Consider the following 18,416-nt stretch of genomic DNA (forward strand, 5'->3'; position numbering starts at 1 on the left):
ATCCTGCACCGCTCCGGAGAGTGGTACGGATCGGGAGCGTCGAGGTGAATGAGAACGGCACGGGGCTGCCCGCCTGGCACGAGGGCGGCAACCCCCCGCCGGGCGCCCTGCCGGACCTGCCGGGGACGCGACCGGACTCGGCCACCGGCCTGCGTGCAGCCGACGGCAAGGTCGCTGCAAGCGCTCCACCCGATGATGACGAGGTGACGCGCGACGGAGGCGACCAGGCGATGGGCCGGACAGTGACCGAGGAGCGCAGGGCCGGGCTGATGGACCGCCTGCGCAAGGATCTGAGAAACCCCCTGTTCCTACAGGGCTACGCACTGATGATCAATACCGGGATCACCGCCGTGCTGGGCCTCGGCTACTGGTTCCTCGCCACGCACCTGTACACCGCCGCCGCGTTCGGTGAGGGCCAGGCCGTGATCAGTGCGATGCGGCTGTTCGCCTCTCTGACCGGGCTCGCCTTCGCGGGCGCGCTGGCCAGGTTCATCCCGGTGGCCGGCCGCCGCACCGCCGAGTTCGTCCTGCGCGGCTACGCGATCGCCGGGGCCACCGGCCTGGTGGCGGCGTTGGGATTCCTGCTGACGTTGCCGGTGTGGGGGGCGGTCTACGCCGACCTCGCCGGTTTCGGGCCCGGACTGTTCTTCCTCGTCTCGGTCCTCGTCTGGACGATCTTCACCCTCCAGGACGTGACCCTGGCCGGGCTGCGCAAGGCCGTCTGGGTGCCGGTCAACAGCCTGGCGTTCGGCCTGGTCAAGATGGGCATGCTCGCCGCGCTCGCGGTCGCGCTGCCGGAGGGCGGCCTCTTCGGCGGGATCTTCGTCTCGTGGATCGTGCCGACGGCCATGGCGCTGATCCCGATCAGCTGGTTCATCTTCGGCGTCATCATCCCCAGGCACGTCAAGAACACCGAGGAGAGCGCCGCGAACCCGCCGCGCCTGCGCGAGGTGGGCCGTTTCCTGGCCGGGGACTTCCCCGGCGCGTTCTCCATCCTGCTGATCCTCTATCTGGTCCCGGTCATCATCGCGGGCTGGCTCGACGACGCGCCGACGTTCGGCTACTTCTCGATAGCCCACACGCTGGGCTCCATGATCGGACTGCTGGCGGCCAACATGGCGGTGTCCCTGACGGTCGAGGGATCCTTCAACGCCGCCCAGCTGGCGCAGAGCGTGCGCAACGCGCTGCGCCGCACCTTCCTGATCGTCGGACCGGTCATCGCGGTGGTCGTGGTCGGCGCGCCCCTGATCCTGAGCGTGTTCGGCCCCGGGTTCGCCGAGGCGGGCACACCGCTGCTCCGCCTGATGGCGATCGCGGTGCTCCCCCAGACGGTGATCGAGATCTGCCTCAGCATGCTGCGCGCGCAGAGCGAGGCCCGCAAGCTCGCACTCGTCCAGATCGGGATGGCGGTGCTGGTCCTCACCTCGATCGTCTTGCTGTTCCCCCTCTTCGGGATCGCCGCGGTGGGCTACGCGATGCTCGGCAGCCAGCTCCTGGTCGCGCTACTGATCCTCCCGAACATCCGCAGAGTGATCAACCACGGCAAGGCGTCCCAGATCGTCGCAGGTTAGGGACGGCGTGGCTCTGTTTGCAGTCTTGATCTCGTACGTGATAGACGGTCTCCAGTGACTCCTGAGCACATTGTGGCGAAGCGGACAGGCCGCCGCTGCCTTCCGCTGCCCTCCAACCGTCTGGGTCTGTATCTGGCCCTGCGGCACTGGTGCAGCCCCGGCCAGCGGTTGCTGATGTCGCCGCTGTCGGCCGACGAGATCCTCTTTCTCGTGCTCGCCGCCGGACTGCGCCCGGTCATCGCCCCGCTCTCCGCCGACGACGGCAACATCGACGCGGGCGCCGTCGACCTCGACACGGTCGACGCGGTGCTGACCACCAACCTGTACGGCCTGCCGGATCGGGTGACGGCGTTCACGGGCAAGATCCTGATCGAGGACGTCGCGCACGCGATGGAGACGAGCGTGCACGGCAGGCCGCTGGGCACCTTCGGGGTGGCGGGCGTGTTCAGCCTGTCCAAGCACGCCGGAGCGGGTTCCGGTGGAGTGATCGCGGTCGAACGCCTGGAGGACCTGCGCACCCTGGAGCGCGACCGTGACCGGCTGCTGCAGCCGGGTGCCTTCAGGAAGGAGGTCCACAGCGTGCTGACCTCGGTGGGCCGGCACACCGCGCTGCGCCTGAACATGGTCCGCCCGGCGCTGAGGGCGATGCGCGCGTTCGGCATGGAGGAGGAGCGCGAGGGCTACCGGATCGCTCCGCGTCCGGCGGACCTGGTCAGGGCGCTGGAGTACGCGCCGCAGCTACCGGCGTTCGACTCCTGGGTCCAGGCCGACCTGCACGACTATCGGGCCAGGCGCGGCCACCTCTCAAGCTGGTACCAGTCCAGGCGCCTGCGGACGCTGCCCAGGCAGCGGTCGCGGCGGATCGCCGGCGTCTCGGCGCTGGCCGCGCTGCCCACCGTGGCGCCGGCCGTCCACCGGCACCTGGATCAGCCGCTGTTCCGGGTCCCACTGCTGGTCTCGGGCCGGGACGAGGCCATCGCCGAACTGGAGCGACACGGGGTCGCCACCGGATACCTCTACGACCCGCCGTACGACAGCTACCTGCCCGGGTTCACCAGTCCCTCGCCGGAGCCCGAGATCGCGCGCTGGTGGGGCCGGCACGTGCTGCCGGTAGATCCGCTCTACGCCCACCGCGCCCTGCCGGTCGTCGAACGGCTCGTTCCGGCCGTCCCACCACCCCAGCCCCAGGTTTCCCCGGTGCTGCCGAGTCCGACCATTTTCGATATCGCTTAGCAAGTAAGGTAATATTTAGGTAGATTTACTGCATCGGGTGGCGGCAACAGGGGGGCGCCGCCCGGCTCCGTGACGGTTCCCTCGCCCCGTGACGCACGCCACCCATGTCCACGGGTCAGCCGGATCGCGCGTGCTCCGCCCCGAGGACGACGTTCGGTCCCCCAACCCGGGCTTCGAGAAAGGATCGCCTCCTCGTGAACGGTAGGTTGACGCGCACCGCAGGCACGGTCGCCGGTCACCCCGGCGCGACGGGAGGGGTCGCATGAGGGTCAACATCATCCGGCCCGCGGAGCTGGGTCCGGACGAGGTCGCGGCCTGGCGCGAGATGCAACGCTCCAGCCCGCACCTCGCCAACCCCTTCCTCAGCCCGGACTTCACGATCGCGATGGGTGAGGTCCACACCGGGGCGCGGGTGGCGGTGATCACCGAGTCGGACGGGCCCGTCGGGTTCTTCCCCTTCGAGCGGCACGGTGGCGGAGTGGGCGCCGCCCTGGGCGGATGGGTCTCGCTCTCCCAGGGCGTGGTCCACGTGCCCGGTGCCGAATTCGACCCCAACACCCTGCTCAAGGAGTGCGGGCTGAGCGTGTGGGAGTTCGGCTGCATGGTCGACCGGCAGCCCTGGTTCCAGCCGTTCGAGACGCTCAGGCAGGATGCCGTGGTCCTCGACTTCGCCGACGGCTACCCGGCCTTCCTCGACGAGCTGCGCGAACGCTCTCCGAAGTTCGTCAAGAGCACCCTGTACAAGGAACGGAAGCTGGGCCGCGACGTGGGCGAGATCACCTCCGAGTTCGCGGTGCGCGACGCGGAGCAGTTCCGGCTGCTGCGGGAGTGGAAATCGGCCCAGTACCAGCGGATGGGCCGCCCCGATCGCTTCGCCAGGTCATGGGTCGTGGAGCTGACCGAGCGCCTGCACGCCGTCGACACCCCCGACTTCGCCGGGCCGCTGTCCATGCTGTACGCGGGCGGCAGACCCGTCGCGGGCCACTTCGGGCTGCGCACCGACACGATGATGATCGGCTGGTTCCCCGCGTACGACCCCGACTACGCCAAGTACTCCCCCGGCCTGATCCAGCACCTGCACATGGTCGAGGCCGCCGCGAAGATCGGTGTCAGCTCGCTGGACCTCGGCATCAGTAACGGCTCGGAGTACAAGGACGCACTGTGCAGCAGAACCGTCCCGGTCACCGAGGGCATCGTGCGCCGCCGTTCGGCCGGCGCGGCGGCGCACTGGCTACGCACCGCACCGGTCCGCCGCGTGCGGCGCCTCATCCTTGACAGCCCGGCCCTGTACGGCGCCGCCGACAGGGCCATGAAGCGGTACGGGCGGCTGCGCACCCGAGGGAAGGCCCAGTGAGCGGTCAGAACGGCAGCCGCGAGCTTGAGGCGGCCATGCGAGACCGGATCGGCCAGGAGTGCCTGCACGTGCCCTCCGCCAGGTTCGGTCTGCTCCTGGCGCTGCGTCACTGGTTCGAACGCGGCGACAGGGTGCTCATCTCACCGACGAACTGCGAGACCGTGCTGTTCGTCGTGCTGGCCGCCGGGCTGGAACCGGTGATGGCGCCGGTCTCCTGGCGTGACGGCAACATCGACGTCCCCAACGTCGACTGGAACGGCCTGGCCGGTGTCGTCACCACGCACCTGTACGGCCAGCCCGACCGGGTGACCGAGCTGCGGGCCGAGTGCGACCGGCGCGGCGTGATCCTCCTCGACGACGCGGCACACGCCATGCAGACGACGGTGGACGGCCGCGCCGCGGGCACGTTCGGCACCGCCGGGGTGTTCAGCCTCGCCAAGCACGGGCGGGCGATGTCCGGCGGGTTCCTCACCGCGCGGGACCCGGCCGCGCTGCCCGAACTGGCCCGGGCCAGGGACGAGTCGCTGCTCCCCGGCGGGGCGCGTGCCCAGTTGCTCGGCACGCTGCGGCCCGTGCTGCGCGAGACGATCTACCGCACCGGGCTGGTCCGGCCGATGTGGCACGCTCTCAAAGCGCTCAGCCTCGTCCAGTGGACCGGGCACCGCTGCCCGCCCCGCGAGAAGGAGCTGCGCGCGGCCCTCGCCGACGATCCGGTGGACCTGCGTGCCCTGGACCACTGGCTGCGGATCGACCTCGACGACTGGCGGATGCGCCAGGGGCCGCTGCTCCGCCGCTACCAGCGCTCCCGCTTCCGGGTGATCGACCGCGAGCGCGACCGGCGGGTGGCCGGGGTCGAACTACTGCGCACCCTGCCCTGGGCGGCCGAGGGCGTCCGCGACGCGGCGCCACAGCCGCTGCTGCGGGTGCCCCTGCTGGTCGAGAACCGCGACGAGGTGGTCGCCCGGCTGGAGAGCCGGGGCGTGGTGCCCGGCTTCATCTACGACCCTCCGCTGGACGACTACCTGGAACTGGTGCCCGAGGGGCCGTCCTCGGAGATCGCCCGCTGGTGGACCGGCCACGTCCTGCCCGTCGACCCGCTCCGCGCCGCCCGGATGGCCGGCTTGCTGACCGAACTCGACGTCCGCCCCGCCCCCCGCCCGTTCACGGCCTCGCAACAGCCGGCCTGAGCAGGTCACGGGCCTCCTTTCTCGGAGGAGGCCCGCCATGTCGCCTGAGGTCTCCACGGCACGGGCTGCCGGCAGGGTGCCGAGGGCGGCTGCGCCTCCGACTCGTCCCGGCCCGGCACCGGCCCCCTCGACGTCCGGCCGAGCCCCGAACTCTCACCTGGCGCCTGCCAGGCTGCCCGCGCGCATTCCGGCCAGTTCGAGCACCAGCTCGAACCAGACCTTGTTGGCCCCCGCCTCCCTGACCAGGCCCCAGCGGTGGGCCAGCGCCTCCAGCAGGGGCAGGCCGCGGCCCCCCGTCGCGTCCGCCGAGGCGCGGCAGAGGCAGGGAGCCTCTGAGGAGCCCTCGTCCTGGACGCAGACCCGCACGCCGGTCGCCGAGTAGGCCACGGTGACCGTGAAAGCCCCGCCGTCCCCGGAGCGGGAGTGGATCACCGCGTTGGTGGCGATCTCACTGGTCAGCAGGACACAGTCGTCATGGAGGGGATGGTCTCGCCCCAGGGTCATCGAGACCAGGCGGCGGGCTCTGACCACCTGGTCCGGGGAACCCGCAAGGCGGAGAACCCATTCGCTGCCGTCGTACTCCGACGAGTCCATATGCCCCCTCCGATGCCGTTCCTGCCTTTGGGAAGACGCGGAGCTCGAAAGGGAAGATGTCTCGGAAAAGTAGGAATGCGATCACTTACCGGATAGACAGGTGGGGCTTGCCAGACGGGCCTTCCGCTGCATGCCCGCACCTGCCGTACCGTGCGGTTTCACCCGTCACATCCGGTGCCAGCGGGCCTCGAAGAAACAGTAGACCGCGAACAGCAGCAGGCCGATCGCGACGACCCCGAGCAGCCACGGACCGGCCGGGGTGTCGGCCAGCGAGCGCAGCGTCGAGTCGATGCCCTTGGCCTTGTCGGGGTCGTAGGTGATCGCGGCCTGGATGACGAAGACGCCGGCGACCGCGGCGATCACACCGCGGGCGAGGTAGCCGGCCATGCCGAGTTTCTCGGCCAGGTCACGCGCCTTCGGCGGCATCTCGCCGGTGCGCAGGTCCTGGAGGAACCTCTTCTTCCAGCCCTTGTGGATCCAGTAGGCCCCAAGGGCGATGACGCCCAGTCCGACCAGGCCCACGATGAACTGCCCGCCGGGCAGTTCCATCAGCTTGGCCGTGAGGTCCTTGGACTGACTGTCCGTCGAGCTTCCCGAGTCTCCGCGCAGCACGACCCCGAGCAGCGTGGCCACGATCAACCCGTAGACCACCGTGCGCGCCGCGGCCTCCACCCGGTCCTTGGTCTGGCCCCGGCCGATGACGGCCTCGGACAGCTGCCAGAGGACCAGGGCCGCGAAGCCGACGACCATGAGCCAGAGCAGCACCATGCCGAACGGCTGCTCCGCCACCGTCTCGATGGCCCCGGTCTTGTCGGCCTCCTTGCCACCGCTGCCACCGCCGAAGGCGATCTGCAGGGCGAGAAAACCGATCAGCCCGTAAAGGACCCCCCTGCAGGCCAAACCGACCCGCGCCAACCTGTCCAGCGTCTGACTGTTGGCCGCTCTGTGAGCGGCACCTGCCACCTGAGTCTGAGGGCTGTTCATGGCTATGCGCACTAACCCACGGAAGGCCGGGTAAACCTTACTACTCGGGCATTGCGTCCAGCCTGCGCAGGATGACGCCCTCGCGCAATGCCCACGGGCACACCTCCAGCTGGGCCACTCCGAACAGGTCCATGGTGGCGTCGGCGACGATGGCTCCGGCGGGCAGTTGCGGCGCCCGCCCCTCCGATACCCCGGGCAGCTCGGCCCTCTCCCCCGTGCTCATCCTGGCCAGCCGGTCGGTCCAGCCGACCAGGTCCGCGTGCCCGAGCACCCGGCGTACGTTCACCCCCTCGTGTGAGGGTGCCGCGCCGGCGATCCTCGCGAGCTGCCTGAACGTCTTGGACGTCGCCACCGCGTGATCCGCCTGGCCGTACCGCGACACCTTGCCCACCACCCGGGCGATCTCGGCCCGCACGTGCCTGCGCAGTGCCCGCACCTCGTCGGCCGGTGGCGGGTCGGCGGTGAAGTGGTCGCGGGTGAGACGGCCGGCCCCCAGCGGCAGCGACACCGCCACGTCGGGCTCCTCGTCGATCCCCGAGGCGATCTCCAGCGACCCGCCGCCGATGTCCAGCACGAGCAGCCGCCCGGAGGACCACCCGAACCAGCGGCGCACCGCCAGGAACGTCAACCTCGCCTCGTCCTGGCCGGACAGGACCTCGATGTCGACCTGCGTGGCGGCCTTGATCCCGGCGAGGACCTCCTCACCGTTCACCGACTCCCTGATCGCGGAGGTCGCGAAGGCCATGAGGTCCTCGACCCCCTTGTCCTCGGCGATCCGCAGCGCCTCCTCGACGAACTCCCGCAACCGCGTCGCGCCCTCCGCCGACAGGCGGTTGCCCTCGTCCATGTGCTCGGAGAGCCTCAGTTCCTCCTTGTGGGAGTACGCCGGTAGCGGCCGGGCCCCCCGATGTGCGTCCATCACCAGCAGATGGACCGTGTTGGAACCGATGTCGAGAACGCCCAGTCGCATGGGATGAAGCTACTACCGTTCGAAGTCCCGTTCGCCCGGGGTTCGTACGTGGATACTCACCGCGTATCCACCACCGTCGTAGGGTGCGCCGTCCCAAGTCGCCAGGCGCCGCAGCGGGGCGAGCCCCGAGGCCCGGCACCAGGCGTCGTAGTCGTCCAGGGTGACCGTGGCGGAGGTGAGCGGAAGGTGCGCGGCGTCCAGCCCGAACCCGCTCACCAGCAACCCGCCGGGCCGCAGCAGTGCCGCGAGCCCGGCGACGGTCCGCGCCTCGGTCCCGGGGGCCAGCAGGGGGATGACGTTGCCCGCGGCGACGACCATGTCGAAGCGCCCGCCCTGCCCACGCCGCTCGCCGGACACGGCCCGCTCCGCCGGCTCCGCGAACTCCGCGGAGCCGCCGAGATCACCGAGGTCGCCGAGGTCGCTGAGGTCGCTGAGGTCGGCCAGGATCCAGGGCAGCTCCGGTGCGGCCCGCCGGGCGACCTCCAGCATGGACGCGTCGAGGTCGACGCCCACGCAGTCGTATCCCAGCTCCGCCAGCCGGATCGCCACCCGCCCGGTCCCGCACCCGGCGTCCAGCACCCGCGCGCCCGGCGGCAGCAGCCCCGCGCATAACCGTGCCTCACCGTGCGTGTCCGCCCCCGACTCGGCCAGCCTGGCGAACCTCGCCGCGTACCGCTCCCCGGCGTCGTCTCCCGCGATGTCCGCCCAGCGGCTTCTCTGTTCCATCGGACCAGGGTCCCATCCCCGGCAGGAGCCGCTCACAGCGGCCGGGCCGGGCATGGGCCCGCGACGGCGTTCGCGGACACCACCGCACGCCACCTGTCCATAGGGCTGTCCGGATGCGGCCACTATAAGAAACAGATCTTGTCAATATGGGCAATTATTGCGAATACTTGCGATTTGCTCTTATTCGCGAGAGAGGTCGGTAATGAAGCACGTTATTGTTCACAAACCTGGCACCGTCACACTCAGTGGCACCGCAAGCGCCAAGCATGTCGGCTGAGAGGAATCGCAGCACCGGCGTCCAGCAGTGGGCGCCGGCCCCCCAGCACGCCATAGCCATATATCATCGAATATCATCTAAATCGACTTAGAGGAGTCCGGTGAGTCGGGGAGCCCAACCGCCAGAAAACCCGTCTCTTCCCGTGTCGCCGCTCGTGGTGGACGCCGACCGGCACCTGCGCGGTCCTTACACCGCGGGGGGCGCGCTCGTCGCCGCCCTGGTGCCCACGGCCCGGCCCGAGCTTGTCGCCCGCTACGACATCGAGCTGCGCGCGGCGGCCCCCGACCTGCAGGACCTGGTTCCCGACCGGCGCCTCTCCGTGGCCGCGAGCCTGCCCAGCGCGGAGCGGATCCTGGTGCACGCGCCGCGGCGCACGCTGCGCCTGGCCAACGGCCTGGCCGAGTTCGTCCGCGAGCACCTGGCCGAAACCGGCCCGCGGACGCTGGTCGTCGAGAACGTCGACCGGGCCGACCCCACCGACCTCGAACTCCTGACGGTGCTGCGGCGCCGTGTCCCGGCGGAGTCGCTGACCGTGGTGACCCGCCGGGGGACCACCGTCGAGGATCCGCTCGGTGAGGAGGAGCACCGCGCCCTCGCCGACAGGCTGGAGCGGGAGGGGACGATCGGCGCGCGGCTTGGAGCGGTCCCCTACCACCGCGAGCGCGGCGGCGACACGGCGAAGGCGGTGGAGGCGTTCCTGTTCGCGGTGCAGTGGTGCCTGGACGCGGGCTGCCATGACGCCGTGGTGGATCTCGGCAGGCGTGCCCTGCGCCTCGCCGATCCCGAAGGCGACAGCGGGACCTGGTGGCGGCTCCTGCACAGCACCGCGACCGCGCTGGCCGCGCTGGGCAGGGAGGACGAGTCCGAGGACCTGTTCGACCTGGCCAGGCGAGAGAGCGTCTCCCCCGCCGTGCACGCCTCGGTCGCCTACGCCACCGGAATGCTGAAGGTACGCCACCACGACCAGGCCCGGCGTGACCCGGACGCCGCGCTCGCGCTGGTCAACCAGGCGATCGCCATCTCCTCGCTGCTGCCCGACCCGCGCGAGCGGGCGTTCAAGCTGGGGTTCGACCTCAACGGCCGGGCACTGGTGGAGGTACGGCGAGGCCGCCCGGCCAAGGCACTGGAGCTGGTCTCCGAGGCCGTCGCCCTGGCCGACCGCGACCTGCGTCCCGGCGAGCACCCGATACACCGGCTGGTGCTGCTGGCCAACAGGGCGCAGCTCACCGTGATGCTGGGCCACCCCGAGGAGGCGCTGGAGGACCTGGACGCGGTGATCGCAGCCGACCCCGGTTACCCCGACTACTACATCGACCGGGGCAACCTGCTGCACCGGCTGGGCCGGATGGACGCGGCGATCGACGACTACGAGACGGCCATGCGGGTCGGCCCGCCCTTCCCCGAGCCCTACTACAACCGGGCCGAGATCCGCTTCTCCCGGGGGGACCACCGGGGTGCGCTCAGCGACCTGGACCACGCGCTGGAACTGGACCCGGAGTTCGTGGACGGCCTGGCCAACCGGGCCGGGCTGCTGGCCGCCCTCGGTGAGTACGGCAAGGCCCGGGTGGACGCGGAGACCGGGCTCGCCATCGATCCGGCCAACCCCTACCTGCTGTGCGCGCTGGGTCAGGTGGAGACGGCGGAGGGGCGCTACGACAGGGCGCGTACCGCCTTCGACAGGGCGCTGGAGCTCGCCCCCTCGCTGGCGGCCGCCTGGGCGAACCGAGGACTGCTGGCGTTCGAGACCGGTGACCCCGAGGGCGCCGTCGCGGACTTCACCCGGGCCCTCGAGCCCGGAGCGGACCCCGCGCTGCTGTTCAACCGGGCGATGGCACTGCGCGCCGCCGGGCGGGAGACGGAGGCGGTCGCCGACCTCACCCGGGCGCTGGAACTGGCACCGGACGACGAGGACATCAGACGCGAACTCAAGTCCTGACCTCGCAGTCCCGGCCCCACCGGACCGCCGCCCGCGGCCACGGTGACGAAGGCTGCCGGAAAACGCCCGGATTCGACGAAGGGGGGGGCGGAAAACAAGGCCGGGAGATGGAATCCCCGTCGCGGAAATCTCATTATCGGATTACGCGTTACCGGCACGGCGACGCGTTTTCACCACCGCGAACCCCCGTGTCCCAGGAGTGGGTAGGGATGATTTCCCGATGCGCGATCACAGCGCGCCACTTTGCCGAGCGGCCCGTACGAGAACGCCGCGAGTGCCACCGGACGGACCGGGTCAGCGAAGCGCGCCGCCGAGATAGCGCTCGGCCAGCTCACAGGCGCCCTCGGTGTAACCGGAGCCCAGCTCGACGGCGATGTCCGCGCCGGTATGGGTACCGATCCAGGCGACCAGCAGCAGGCGGCGGAACATGACGAACGTCCAGATCTCCGCCTCGTCCTCGGCCGGAAGGTCCAGGACGGTCCGGTAACCCCGCACCCACGCGTCGACCAGTTCGGGGACCTCGGGGAGGTGCTCGATGAAGCTGACCGCCGCGGCCAGGTCGTAGAGGTGCCAGCCGAAGCCGCAGTCGTCGAAGTCGATGACGCTGGGTGGTCCCTCGCCCGCCACGAGCAGGTTGGCGGAACGCAGGTCGGCGTGGACCAGGCCGTAGCGCTCCGGCCCCCGGCCGAAGCGGTGGAGCCGCTCGCGCAGCTCCTTGTCCAGCCGCCCCAGCACGGCCCGCGCCTCGGCCTCCATGCCAAGGCCGTCCTGCCAGCGGCCCCATCGCGCCCCGGCGCCGAGGGCCGCCTCGTAGTCCCAGTGGAAGCGGGTGAACCACTCGGGCCGAGACCAGCGGCGCGCGTGCCGGTGCATCCGCGCCGTGAGCGCGCCGAGCCGTTCGAACCCGGGCACCGGGTTCTCCAGGGACGGCTCGGCACCGGGCAGCAGCTCGAACATGACGCACTCGCGGGGCTCGGCGCCGGGGACGGTCAGCACCCGGGAGCCGTCGGGGGCCTGGAGCACCCGGGGGGTGCGGATCCCCTCCTGCTCGCGGAGCGCCTCCAGCCAGGCCAGCTCGGACAGGATCGCCGGGATGGAGTGGTAGCCGAGGCGGTGCACCCGCAGGATGGAGCGCCTCCCCGTGACCGGGTCGTCCACCCGGTAGGTGGCGTTCTCCGACACGTTGATCAGCGTGACCTCGGCGTCGGGCAGTCCGTGGATCCGCGCCGCCGCGCGGGCCACGTCATGCGCGCGGGCCAGCACGCCGCTCCCGGCGGACAGGTCGTGGGCCCGCATCGGTTCCTCCAGCTCGGTCGCACAGGGCGCCAGATCCTATCCGAGATCCGACATCGCCTGCCCGGCTTCGCGGTCCAGGTCTCTCCGGCGATCCGCCTCGGACCGGTCCTGGTCACGTACGGCGCGACCCGCCGAGGGCTCGGGCCCGGGAAACCTGATGCGGATCTTGGACTGCCGGTGCGGGAGCAGTTCCCAGTCCTCCATGAGAGTCGCCTGCAGGCCGTATCCGGAGGCCAGGTCGAGCAGGGTCTCGGCGCGGTAGTAGAAGTCCTCGCCCAGGACCTGGTGCTCCCTGCCCTCGGTGCGGTCGAAGGTGAAGTCGAACCAGCCTCCCGGCTTCACGACCCGGCCGATGTGCCGGAAGCACTCCTCGATCACCGGCAGCGGGGAGTGGGAGAAGACACTGTGGGCGTGCACGACGTCGAACATCTCACTGGGCAGGGCGGCGAAGCGCAGATCTCCGACCAGCATGAGGTGGGGGAGTTTCTCCCGCAGGTCGTAGGAGACCAGGGTCTCCTGGGCGGCGATCAGGATGTCCGGGGAGATGTCGAGACCGTAGTAGTTTCCGGCGTCGAGGTAACCGATGAACAGGCGCCCGGCCCGCAGGTTGCCACAGCCGATCTCCAGCATGCGGTGCCCGGGTTCCAGCCCGTGCCGCACCAGGTAGTCGAACTGCATCTTTCCCAGGACCGTCCAGCGCCGGTAGGACTTGCTGCCCACGGCCGCGTGGGGGCTGCGCGCGGTGTCGGACCTCATGATGGCCCGGTAGTAGGAGACATGGTCACGGGTGCTCAGGCGCAGCCACATGTTCCTGCTCAGCCGGCTCAGGTGCCTGGGGACTCGCCCCGGATGGTCGAGGGCGTATTTGAGCTGGTGAACGATGTTCGCACGGTTATGACTGCGCATGCCTCTCCCCACGTCGAGACGGCACCTCAACGATTCCGCCAGTGACGAGATCGTAGCTTGGAGTAAGATAAACATCACTCTTGGTAAGAGTCATCGGAATGTCGCCGCGTGTGATCCTCTCCGCACCGGGCGACATTCCCGGCTCACCCCGGTCCTCCGAAGAGCGCACATGAGCGTCGGATCGTTGTGGCACCTCGCATCCCCCGACCGTCCGCGCCGAAGGTTTTCGAAACATTGAGGAGTCCGGTGAACCTGGAACTCGCGCTGCGCATGTGTGAGGCCGCGGTGCGGCAGGCCGTGCGGGAGGGAGCGCTCATCTCGGTCGCGGTAGTCGACACGGGCGGACACCTGGTGGCGTTCCAGCGGATGGACGGCGCACGGATCTCCGGCCCCGTCCTCGCCCCCGGCAAGGCCCACACCGCGGTGGCCCACCACATGCCGACCGCCGACCTCGCGCCGCTGGTCCTGCCGGGAGGTGAACTGCACGGCCTGGCCGGCGACCGGTACGTGTGCTTCGGCGGCGGCATCCCGCTCGGAGAGCCCGGCGACGGCCGCGGGGTGGTGGGCGCGGTCGGCGTCAGCGGCGGCACCGTCGGCCAGGACGTGGCATGCGCCGAGGCCGCCGCCGCCCTCTGGGAAGGGGCATAGCGGGATATATCAGGAAAAGGCGGGCTGGCCGAAGTTCCCGCTCCCACGAAACGGGGGCACGGCGTGTTACCCCCGGTGCGCGCGGGGCAGTGAGGGCTTGCCCCGGACAGTGATCGTCCGGGGACCGACCCTTTGGAGGATTCTCGTGGACGTTCTCGTGCTGCTCGCCCTGATCTGCTTCCTGGCCGCCACGATCTGGTCCGCCATCAGCCGCTCCTGGGCGATCGCGCTGCTCTCGGCGGGAGCGTTCCTGCTCACGCTGTCGGAGACCTCCCTCATCAGCGGCTAGTGCTCCCGCCCCCGAGATCGGCCGGGAGATCCCCGCCGGGTGTCAGCACCGGAGTGTCAGGAACCGGCCGCGGAAAGGCTCCGGTCGATCTCGGCACGGGTGGGCATCGAACTGCTGGCGCCCGCGCGCTGGACGGACAGGCCCGCCGCCGCGGTGGCGAAGCGGACGGCCTGGTCGGCGGGCTGCTTCTCGACGTGGGCCACGGCGAGGGCCCCCACGAAGGTGTCGCCCGCGGCCGTGGTGTCCACCGCGTTCACCCTGGGTGCCTCGACCCACACGGCGGCCCCGTCGGCAGAGGAGGTGAGCGCGCCGCGCGCCCCCAGGGTGACGATCACCCATCCGACCGTGCCCCTCAGTTCCTTCAGGGCGCGCTCGTGGTCCGCCTGGCCGGTGATCGCGACGGCCTCGTGCTCGTTGGCCACCAGGATGTCCACGGCCTCCAGCAGCTCCGCGGGCAGGGGCTGGACGGGGGCGGGGGTGAGGACCACCGTGGTCCCCGCGGCACGGGCGGCCCTGGCGGCGGCGGTGACCGCCTCGATGGGAAGCTCCAACTGGAGCAGGAGCACGTCGGAGCGGGAGATGACCTCGATCTCGGCCTCGGTGGGGGCGGTCACGGCCCCGTTGGCACCGGGCACCACGATGATCGAGTTGCCGCCGCCGCCGTCCACCACGATCTGGGCGATGCCCGAGGGCCCGGGGACCGTGCGCAGGTTCGTCACGTCGACGCCCGCCTCGGCGAGCGTCCCGCGCATCTCGGTCCCGAAGTCGTCGTCGCCCACCGCCCCGAGGAAGGCCACCCTGGCCCCCGCCCGCGCGGCGGCGATGGCCTGGTTGGCGCCCTTGCCGCCGGGAACCGTGCTGAAGGCGCGGCCGGTCACGGTCTCGCCGAGCGCGGGTGCGGCATCGACATAGGCCACCAGGTCCATGTTGACACTGCCGAACACCGAGATCATGATTCCTCCACCCCCAGGGCCAGCGTACGGCGGGCCAGTTCGTCCAGGCCGATGCCGTCGAATCCGCTGATGCTACTGGACAGCCGATTCTGCAACGCCCACCCCTCCGGGATCCGCGACGCGCCGCGCAGCGCGCCGACGATCGAGCCCACGGTCGCCCCCGCCGAGTCGGTGTCCCAGCCGCCAGCCACGGCGCCGGCGATCGAGGCGGTGAAGTCACCCCGGCCGTGGACCAGGGCCGCCGTGATCAGTGCGGCATTGTTGACCGTGTGAACCCAGTGCAGCTCCCCGTGGCGTGCGTGGAGCCGGTCGACGACCCGTTCGAAGTCCGGCTCCCGGCGCGCGTCCTCGGCGGCCTGCCGTACGGCGGCGGCCAGGCGGGAGTCCGGCGGGATCACGGCGAGACCGGCGGCGACCACCTCCTCGGTGGAGGAGGCGGTCAGCGCCGTGGCGCACATCGCCGCCACGAACATGGAGCCGTAGATCCCGTTGGCGGTGTGGCTGAGCCGCGCGTCGCGCCAGGCGAACTCCGCGGCCGTGGCCGGATCGCCGGGATTGACCCAGCCGTAGACGTCGGCCCTGATCAGCGCACCGATCCACTCCCGGAACGGGTTGCGGAAGGTCGCCGTGCTGAGAGCCCGCGGGTCGTCTGAGGTGGGCGGTTCCAGGCCGGCCAGCAGGTTGCGGTAGGCGGCGCGCTCGGCGGTGAAGACCCGGCCGCCGGGTAGCTCGTCCAGCCAGAGCCGCGCGACGTCGTCGGTGCCGAATCCCCGGCCGTGCCGCTCCAGCAGGGCCAGGGCGAGCAGCGCGAAGTTGAGGTCGTCGTCCTCGGGAACGCCGTCGATGTTCTCGGCGAGGCTGTTGACGGCGCTGCGACGGTTCCACGGCCAGCGCCGGCCGATCTCGGCGGGAAGCCCCCTGGCGGTGAACCATCCCCGGATCGGCCAGTTCCCTGTCGCCTCGGCGATCGCCCTGATCCCCTCCCGGGGGATCTTCTCCACCGGCTTGCCCAGCACGCAGCCCGCCGCCCGGCCGAGCCACGCGCCGAGCATCCGGTCCATGTCCTGTGTGCCCGAGGTGGCCGTGCCCCTTTGTGACGGCCACCTCGGGCAGGCTGTGACGATCTCGGCCAGGGTGGAGGGCTCGGCGAGCGGGGACGGGATCGCGGCCAGCTCGTCGAGCAGGTCCTCGGCCAGGCGGCGCAGCCGTACCGGAGGGGCCTCTGGCGAGGCTCCCACCCGGGCCAGGGCGCTGTGTCCTCCCGCGGCCTGCCAGCGCGCGGCGATCTCCGTCACCTCGCGGCCGTCCTCGGCGGCCTGGCGCAGCTCGTGGCCGACCAGATCCTCCGGCTGCACCCAGGTCAGCCTGATCATCCGGCGTCCCCGGCGAGGGCGGCGAAGGCGGACTCGTGGGCGCGGCGGCGTGCCAGGTCCGCGCCGTGGATGCGGCGGGCGACGCGGGCCAGGCTCAGGCCGGGGGTGAGGAGGTCGGTGCGGCTGGCTGCGGAGATCTGCTCCACCCAGTCGGCCGGGACGGCTCCGCGCCCGCCCAGGGCTCCGGCGACGGCGCCGCCCATGGAGGCGATGGAGTCGGCGTCGCGGCCGTAGTTGACGCCGCCGAGGACGGTGTCACGGTAGTCGCCCTTGGCGATCAGCAGGAAGGCCAGGGCGAGCGGGAGTTCCTCGATGCTGTGCAGGCGGCTCGGGCGGCGGGCGCCGAGACCCTGGTCACGGTAGGTGTCGGCGACCGTGTCGTAGGGCTTCATGGCGGCGCGCAACCTCTCGAAGGAGCCGTCCCAGTGGCCGAGGTCGCGGGCCGCCGAACACACCGCGTCGATGGCCGCCCTGGTACCGTCCCGCGCCAGCCGCAGACAGGCGGCGACCACCGAGTCGGGTGTCGCGCCCGGGCGCATGGCCTCGGCCACCGCGGCGGCGAGCACCCCGGCCGCCTCCCGTCCGTAACTGGACTGGTGGGCGCCGGCAAGCTCGATCGCCTCGGCGTAGGCGGTGTCGGGGTCGGCGGCGTTCACCACGCCGACCGGTGCCATGTACATCGCGGCACCGCAGTTGACGATGTTGCCCACGCCTGCCTCACGCGGGTCCGCATGACCGTGGTGCAGCCGCAGCACCAGCCACTTCTCCGCCAGGAAGACCCGCTGCAGTAGCAGCGCCTCGGCCTCCAGTTCCGGGATCCAGCGCTTCTCCCCCATCATCTCCGGTACCAGGTGCTCGGCCGCCGCGTAGGCGTCCAGGTGTCCCCCGACCCGCTCGTAGACCCGGATCAGCGCGTGGGTCATCAGGGTGTCGTCGGTGATGTGGCCGTCGCCCTTGTGGTAGGGCGCGATGGGGCGGGCGTTCCGCCAGTCCTCGAAGTACGGCGGGACCAGGCCCTCGACGTACCCGCCGTAACGCTCGTGGATCTGTTCGGGCGTCCAGCCCTCGGTGGCGCCGCCGAGGGCGTCGCCGACCGCGGCACCCGCCACGCATCCCACGGCCTTGTCCTCGAGCATGCCCCTGCCCGCTGTACTCATCCGATTCGTCCCCTCACGATGTCCAGTAGGTCGATTCCCGCCAGTTCGGGTAGGCAGCAACCCGTAAGGGTGGTGCTCCATCCCCGCGGCAGCGCACCATGGCCGGTGAAGGCGCCGGTCAGCGCACCGGTCAGCGCGGGCGCGGAGTCCGCCACGGCGGCCAGGCAGGCGGCGGCCGGTACGGCGGTGCGTATCGAGCCGCCGGAGACCTCCGCCAGTGCGAGGGCCACCGGCAGCGTCTCGGCGGCGGCCACCCCGTAGCTGTAGACGTGGTCGAACAGCGCCGCGTCCAGCGCGGGCACCGCCGTGAACGGATCGCCCGCCTCGCGGGCGACCGCGAGCGCGATACGGGTCGCGCGGCCGATGACGGTGTCATCGGGAAGCGCCTCCAACGCGGCCCGCACGGCGTCGCCCATCGGACCGCCGTCCACCAGGACGCCGATCGCCCTGGCCATGGCGACGGCTCCGAGCACGCCGTCACCGGCGTTGGTGACCTGGGCGTCGGCCGTGGGGTCCAGCCCGACGGCCCCGAAGGCGACCGCCCGCACGGTCGCGGCGTCGTCGAAGAAGTGCGGGTTGTCGTGCCCGCTGGCGGGAGGGCCGAGACCGCGCGCGAGGTTGTCCAGCGCGGTCCGCACCGAGATCCGCGCCCTGACGTCGTCCCTGCCGGTCAGTCCGGCGAACGCCTCCGCGCGGTCCTCGTCGATGGTGAGCACGGTCCAGGCGAGCCATTCGGCGTCGTCGGACGGTCCCATCGCCAGCGGCGCGACCGGCTGGTTGAGCGCGAACGGCACCGGCAGGGTGGTCACCCGATGCTCCTCGGCGAAGGCGTCGAGCTCGCGGTGGAGGCGTCTGCTCCACGGTGCGTGCACCCCCGCCCTGTGCCGCGACGACGGCCAGCCCGCCGCGTCGCCCGCCGCCAGACCGGCGAACGCCCCCAGGATCCTGTCCCCCGACGTCAT

At 71.3% G+C, this 18,416-nt stretch carries 17 protein-coding genes; 7 read left to right on the forward strand and 10 right to left on the reverse strand.

Annotated features, from left to right (window positions below):
- Window positions 1-44 precede the first annotated feature (44 nt).
- The 4 genes from AB0J58_RS19075 (at window position 45) to AB0J58_RS19090 (ending at window position 5,345) form a co-directional block, all read left to right on the forward strand.
- Window positions 45-1,571: a hypothetical protein gene (locus AB0J58_RS19075; protein ID WP_364217285.1), complete on the forward strand. Its 1,527-nt coding sequence runs from the start codon at window positions 45-47 to the stop codon at window positions 1,569-1,571.
- A 72-nt stretch (window positions 1,572-1,643) separates the two neighbouring features.
- Window positions 1,644-2,804, forward strand: a complete 1,161-nt coding sequence (locus AB0J58_RS19080) for a DegT/DnrJ/EryC1/StrS family aminotransferase (RefSeq protein ID WP_364217287.1) — start codon at window positions 1,644-1,646, stop codon at window positions 2,802-2,804.
- 262 nt (window positions 2,805-3,066) lie between these two features.
- Window positions 3,067-4,158 (forward strand): GNAT family N-acetyltransferase, encoded by a 1,092-nt coding sequence (locus tag AB0J58_RS19085; RefSeq protein ID WP_364217289.1) that lies wholly within the window; start codon window positions 3,067-3,069, stop codon window positions 4,156-4,158.
- Window positions 4,155-5,345: a DegT/DnrJ/EryC1/StrS family aminotransferase gene (locus AB0J58_RS19090; RefSeq protein WP_364217291.1), complete on the forward strand. Its 1,191-nt coding sequence runs from the start codon at window positions 4,155-4,157 to the stop codon at window positions 5,343-5,345. Before AB0J58_RS19085 ends, AB0J58_RS19090 begins: the two co-directional genes overlap by 4 nt.
- 153 nt (window positions 5,346-5,498) lie before the next feature.
- On the opposite strand, the gene AB0J58_RS19095 is transcribed toward AB0J58_RS19090, so the two are convergent.
- The 4 genes from AB0J58_RS19095 to AB0J58_RS19110 all read right to left on the reverse strand — a co-directional run bounded on the left by AB0J58_RS19095 (window position 5,499) and on the right by AB0J58_RS19110 (window position 8,619).
- Window positions 5,499-5,939 carry an ATP-binding protein gene (locus AB0J58_RS19095; RefSeq protein ID WP_343965327.1) on the reverse strand — a complete coding sequence of 147 codons (441 nt, stop codon included), beginning with the start codon at window positions 5,937-5,939 and terminating at the stop codon, window positions 5,499-5,501.
- Between the two features lie 165 nt (window positions 5,940-6,104).
- Window positions 6,105-6,923 (reverse strand): DUF1206 domain-containing protein, encoded by an 819-nt coding sequence (locus AB0J58_RS19100; protein WP_364217293.1) that lies wholly within the window; start codon window positions 6,921-6,923, stop codon window positions 6,105-6,107.
- Window positions 6,924-6,963: 40 nt separating this feature from the next.
- Window positions 6,964-7,893: a Ppx/GppA phosphatase family protein gene (locus AB0J58_RS19105; RefSeq protein ID WP_364217295.1), complete on the reverse strand. Its 930-nt coding sequence runs from the start codon at window positions 7,891-7,893 to the stop codon at window positions 6,964-6,966.
- A gap of 12 nt (window positions 7,894-7,905) precedes the next feature.
- Window positions 7,906-8,619, reverse strand: a complete 714-nt coding sequence (locus AB0J58_RS19110; RefSeq protein ID WP_364217297.1) for a methyltransferase domain-containing protein — start codon at window positions 8,617-8,619, stop codon at window positions 7,906-7,908.
- A gap of 419 nt (window positions 8,620-9,038) precedes the next feature.
- Between AB0J58_RS19110 and AB0J58_RS19115 the strand changes: the two genes are divergently transcribed.
- On the forward strand, window positions 9,039-10,832 hold the full coding sequence (locus AB0J58_RS19115) for a tetratricopeptide repeat protein (protein ID WP_364217299.1): 1,794 nt from the start codon (window positions 9,039-9,041) through the stop codon (window positions 10,830-10,832).
- 294 nt (window positions 10,833-11,126) lie between these two features.
- On the opposite strand, the gene AB0J58_RS19120 is transcribed toward AB0J58_RS19115, so the two are convergent.
- On the reverse strand, window positions 11,127-12,128 hold the full coding sequence (locus AB0J58_RS19120) for a phosphotransferase (protein WP_364217301.1): 1,002 nt from the start codon (window positions 12,126-12,128) through the stop codon (window positions 11,127-11,129).
- A 36-nt stretch (window positions 12,129-12,164) separates the two neighbouring features.
- The gene (locus tag AB0J58_RS19125) at window positions 12,165-13,034 is read right to left on the reverse strand and encodes a class I SAM-dependent methyltransferase (RefSeq protein ID WP_364217303.1); all 870 of its coding nucleotides are present in this window, start codon (window positions 13,032-13,034) and stop codon (window positions 12,165-12,167) included.
- Between the two features lie 246 nt (window positions 13,035-13,280).
- Here AB0J58_RS19125 and AB0J58_RS19130 point away from each other — a divergent pair, with 246 nt between their 5' ends.
- Window positions 13,281-13,682: a heme-binding protein gene (locus tag AB0J58_RS19130; protein ID WP_364217305.1), complete on the forward strand. Its 402-nt coding sequence runs from the start codon at window positions 13,281-13,283 to the stop codon at window positions 13,680-13,682.
- Between the two features lie 145 nt (window positions 13,683-13,827).
- Window positions 13,828-13,971 (forward strand): hypothetical protein, encoded by a 144-nt coding sequence (locus AB0J58_RS19135; protein WP_343965309.1) that lies wholly within the window; start codon window positions 13,828-13,830, stop codon window positions 13,969-13,971.
- 56 nt (window positions 13,972-14,027) lie between these two features.
- Here the strand turns inward: AB0J58_RS19135 and rbsK are convergent, their stop codons facing one another.
- From rbsK to AB0J58_RS19155, 4 genes are read right to left on the reverse strand one after another with little or no spacing between them, the layout of a single operon-like run.
- Window positions 14,028-14,924 (reverse strand): ribokinase, encoded by an 897-nt coding sequence (rbsK, locus tag AB0J58_RS19140; RefSeq protein WP_364217307.1) that lies wholly within the window; start codon window positions 14,922-14,924, stop codon window positions 14,028-14,030.
- Complete coding sequence (locus AB0J58_RS19145) at window positions 14,921-16,297, reverse strand: ADP-ribosylglycohydrolase family protein (protein ID WP_364217309.1); 1,377 nt, start codon at window positions 16,295-16,297, stop codon at window positions 14,921-14,923. Before AB0J58_RS19145 ends, rbsK begins: the two co-directional genes overlap by 4 nt.
- Entirely contained in the window at window positions 16,294-17,454 is a 1,161-nt protein-coding gene (locus AB0J58_RS19150; RefSeq protein ID WP_364217311.1) for an ADP-ribosylglycohydrolase family protein, read from the reverse strand. The genes AB0J58_RS19145 and AB0J58_RS19150 overlap by 4 nt, the downstream gene beginning before the upstream one ends.
- Complete coding sequence (locus tag AB0J58_RS19155) at window positions 17,451-18,416, reverse strand: ADP-ribosylglycohydrolase family protein (RefSeq protein WP_364217313.1); 966 nt, start codon at window positions 18,414-18,416, stop codon at window positions 17,451-17,453. Before AB0J58_RS19155 ends, AB0J58_RS19150 begins: the two co-directional genes overlap by 4 nt.

This window comes from Streptosporangium sp. NPDC049644 (genome assembly GCF_040675205.1).
Lineage (GTDB): Bacteria > Actinomycetota > Actinomycetes > Streptosporangiales > Streptosporangiaceae > Streptosporangium > Streptosporangium fukuiense.

Bases quoted from the DNA above. Each gene is read 5' to 3' on its own strand.
- AB0J58_RS19105 (WP_364217295.1), bottom strand. From the start codon at position 7,893: ATGCGACTGGGCGTTCTCGACATCGGTTCCAACACGGTCCATCTGCTG.
- AB0J58_RS19095 (WP_343965327.1), bottom strand. From the start codon at position 5,939: ATGGACTCGTCGGAGTACGACGGCAGCGAATGGGTTCTCCGCCTTGCG.
- AB0J58_RS19085 (WP_364217289.1), top strand. From the start codon at position 3,067: ATGAGGGTCAACATCATCCGGCCCGCGGAGCTGGGTCCGGACGAGGTC.
- AB0J58_RS19150 (WP_364217311.1), bottom strand. From the start codon at position 17,454: ATGAGTACAGCGGGCAGGGGCATGCTCGAGGACAAGGCCGTGGGATGC.
- AB0J58_RS19100 (WP_364217293.1), bottom strand. From the start codon at position 6,923: ATGAACAGCCCTCAGACTCAGGTGGCAGGTGCCGCTCACAGAGCGGCC.
- AB0J58_RS19120 (WP_364217301.1), bottom strand. From the start codon at position 12,128: ATGCGGGCCCACGACCTGTCCGCCGGGAGCGGCGTGCTGGCCCGCGCG.
- AB0J58_RS19110 (WP_364217297.1), bottom strand. From the start codon at position 8,619: ATGGAACAGAGAAGCCGCTGGGCGGACATCGCGGGAGACGACGCCGGG.
- rbsK (WP_364217307.1), bottom strand. From the start codon at position 14,924: ATGATCTCGGTGTTCGGCAGTGTCAACATGGACCTGGTGGCCTATGTC.
- AB0J58_RS19125 (WP_364217303.1), bottom strand. From the start codon at position 13,034: ATGCGCAGTCATAACCGTGCGAACATCGTTCACCAGCTCAAATACGCC.
- AB0J58_RS19155 (WP_364217313.1), bottom strand. From the start codon at position 18,416: ATGACGTCGGGGGACAGGATCCTGGGGGCGTTCGCCGGTCTGGCGGCG.
- AB0J58_RS19145 (WP_364217309.1), bottom strand. From the start codon at position 16,297: ATGATCAGGCTGACCTGGGTGCAGCCGGAGGATCTGGTCGGCCACGAG.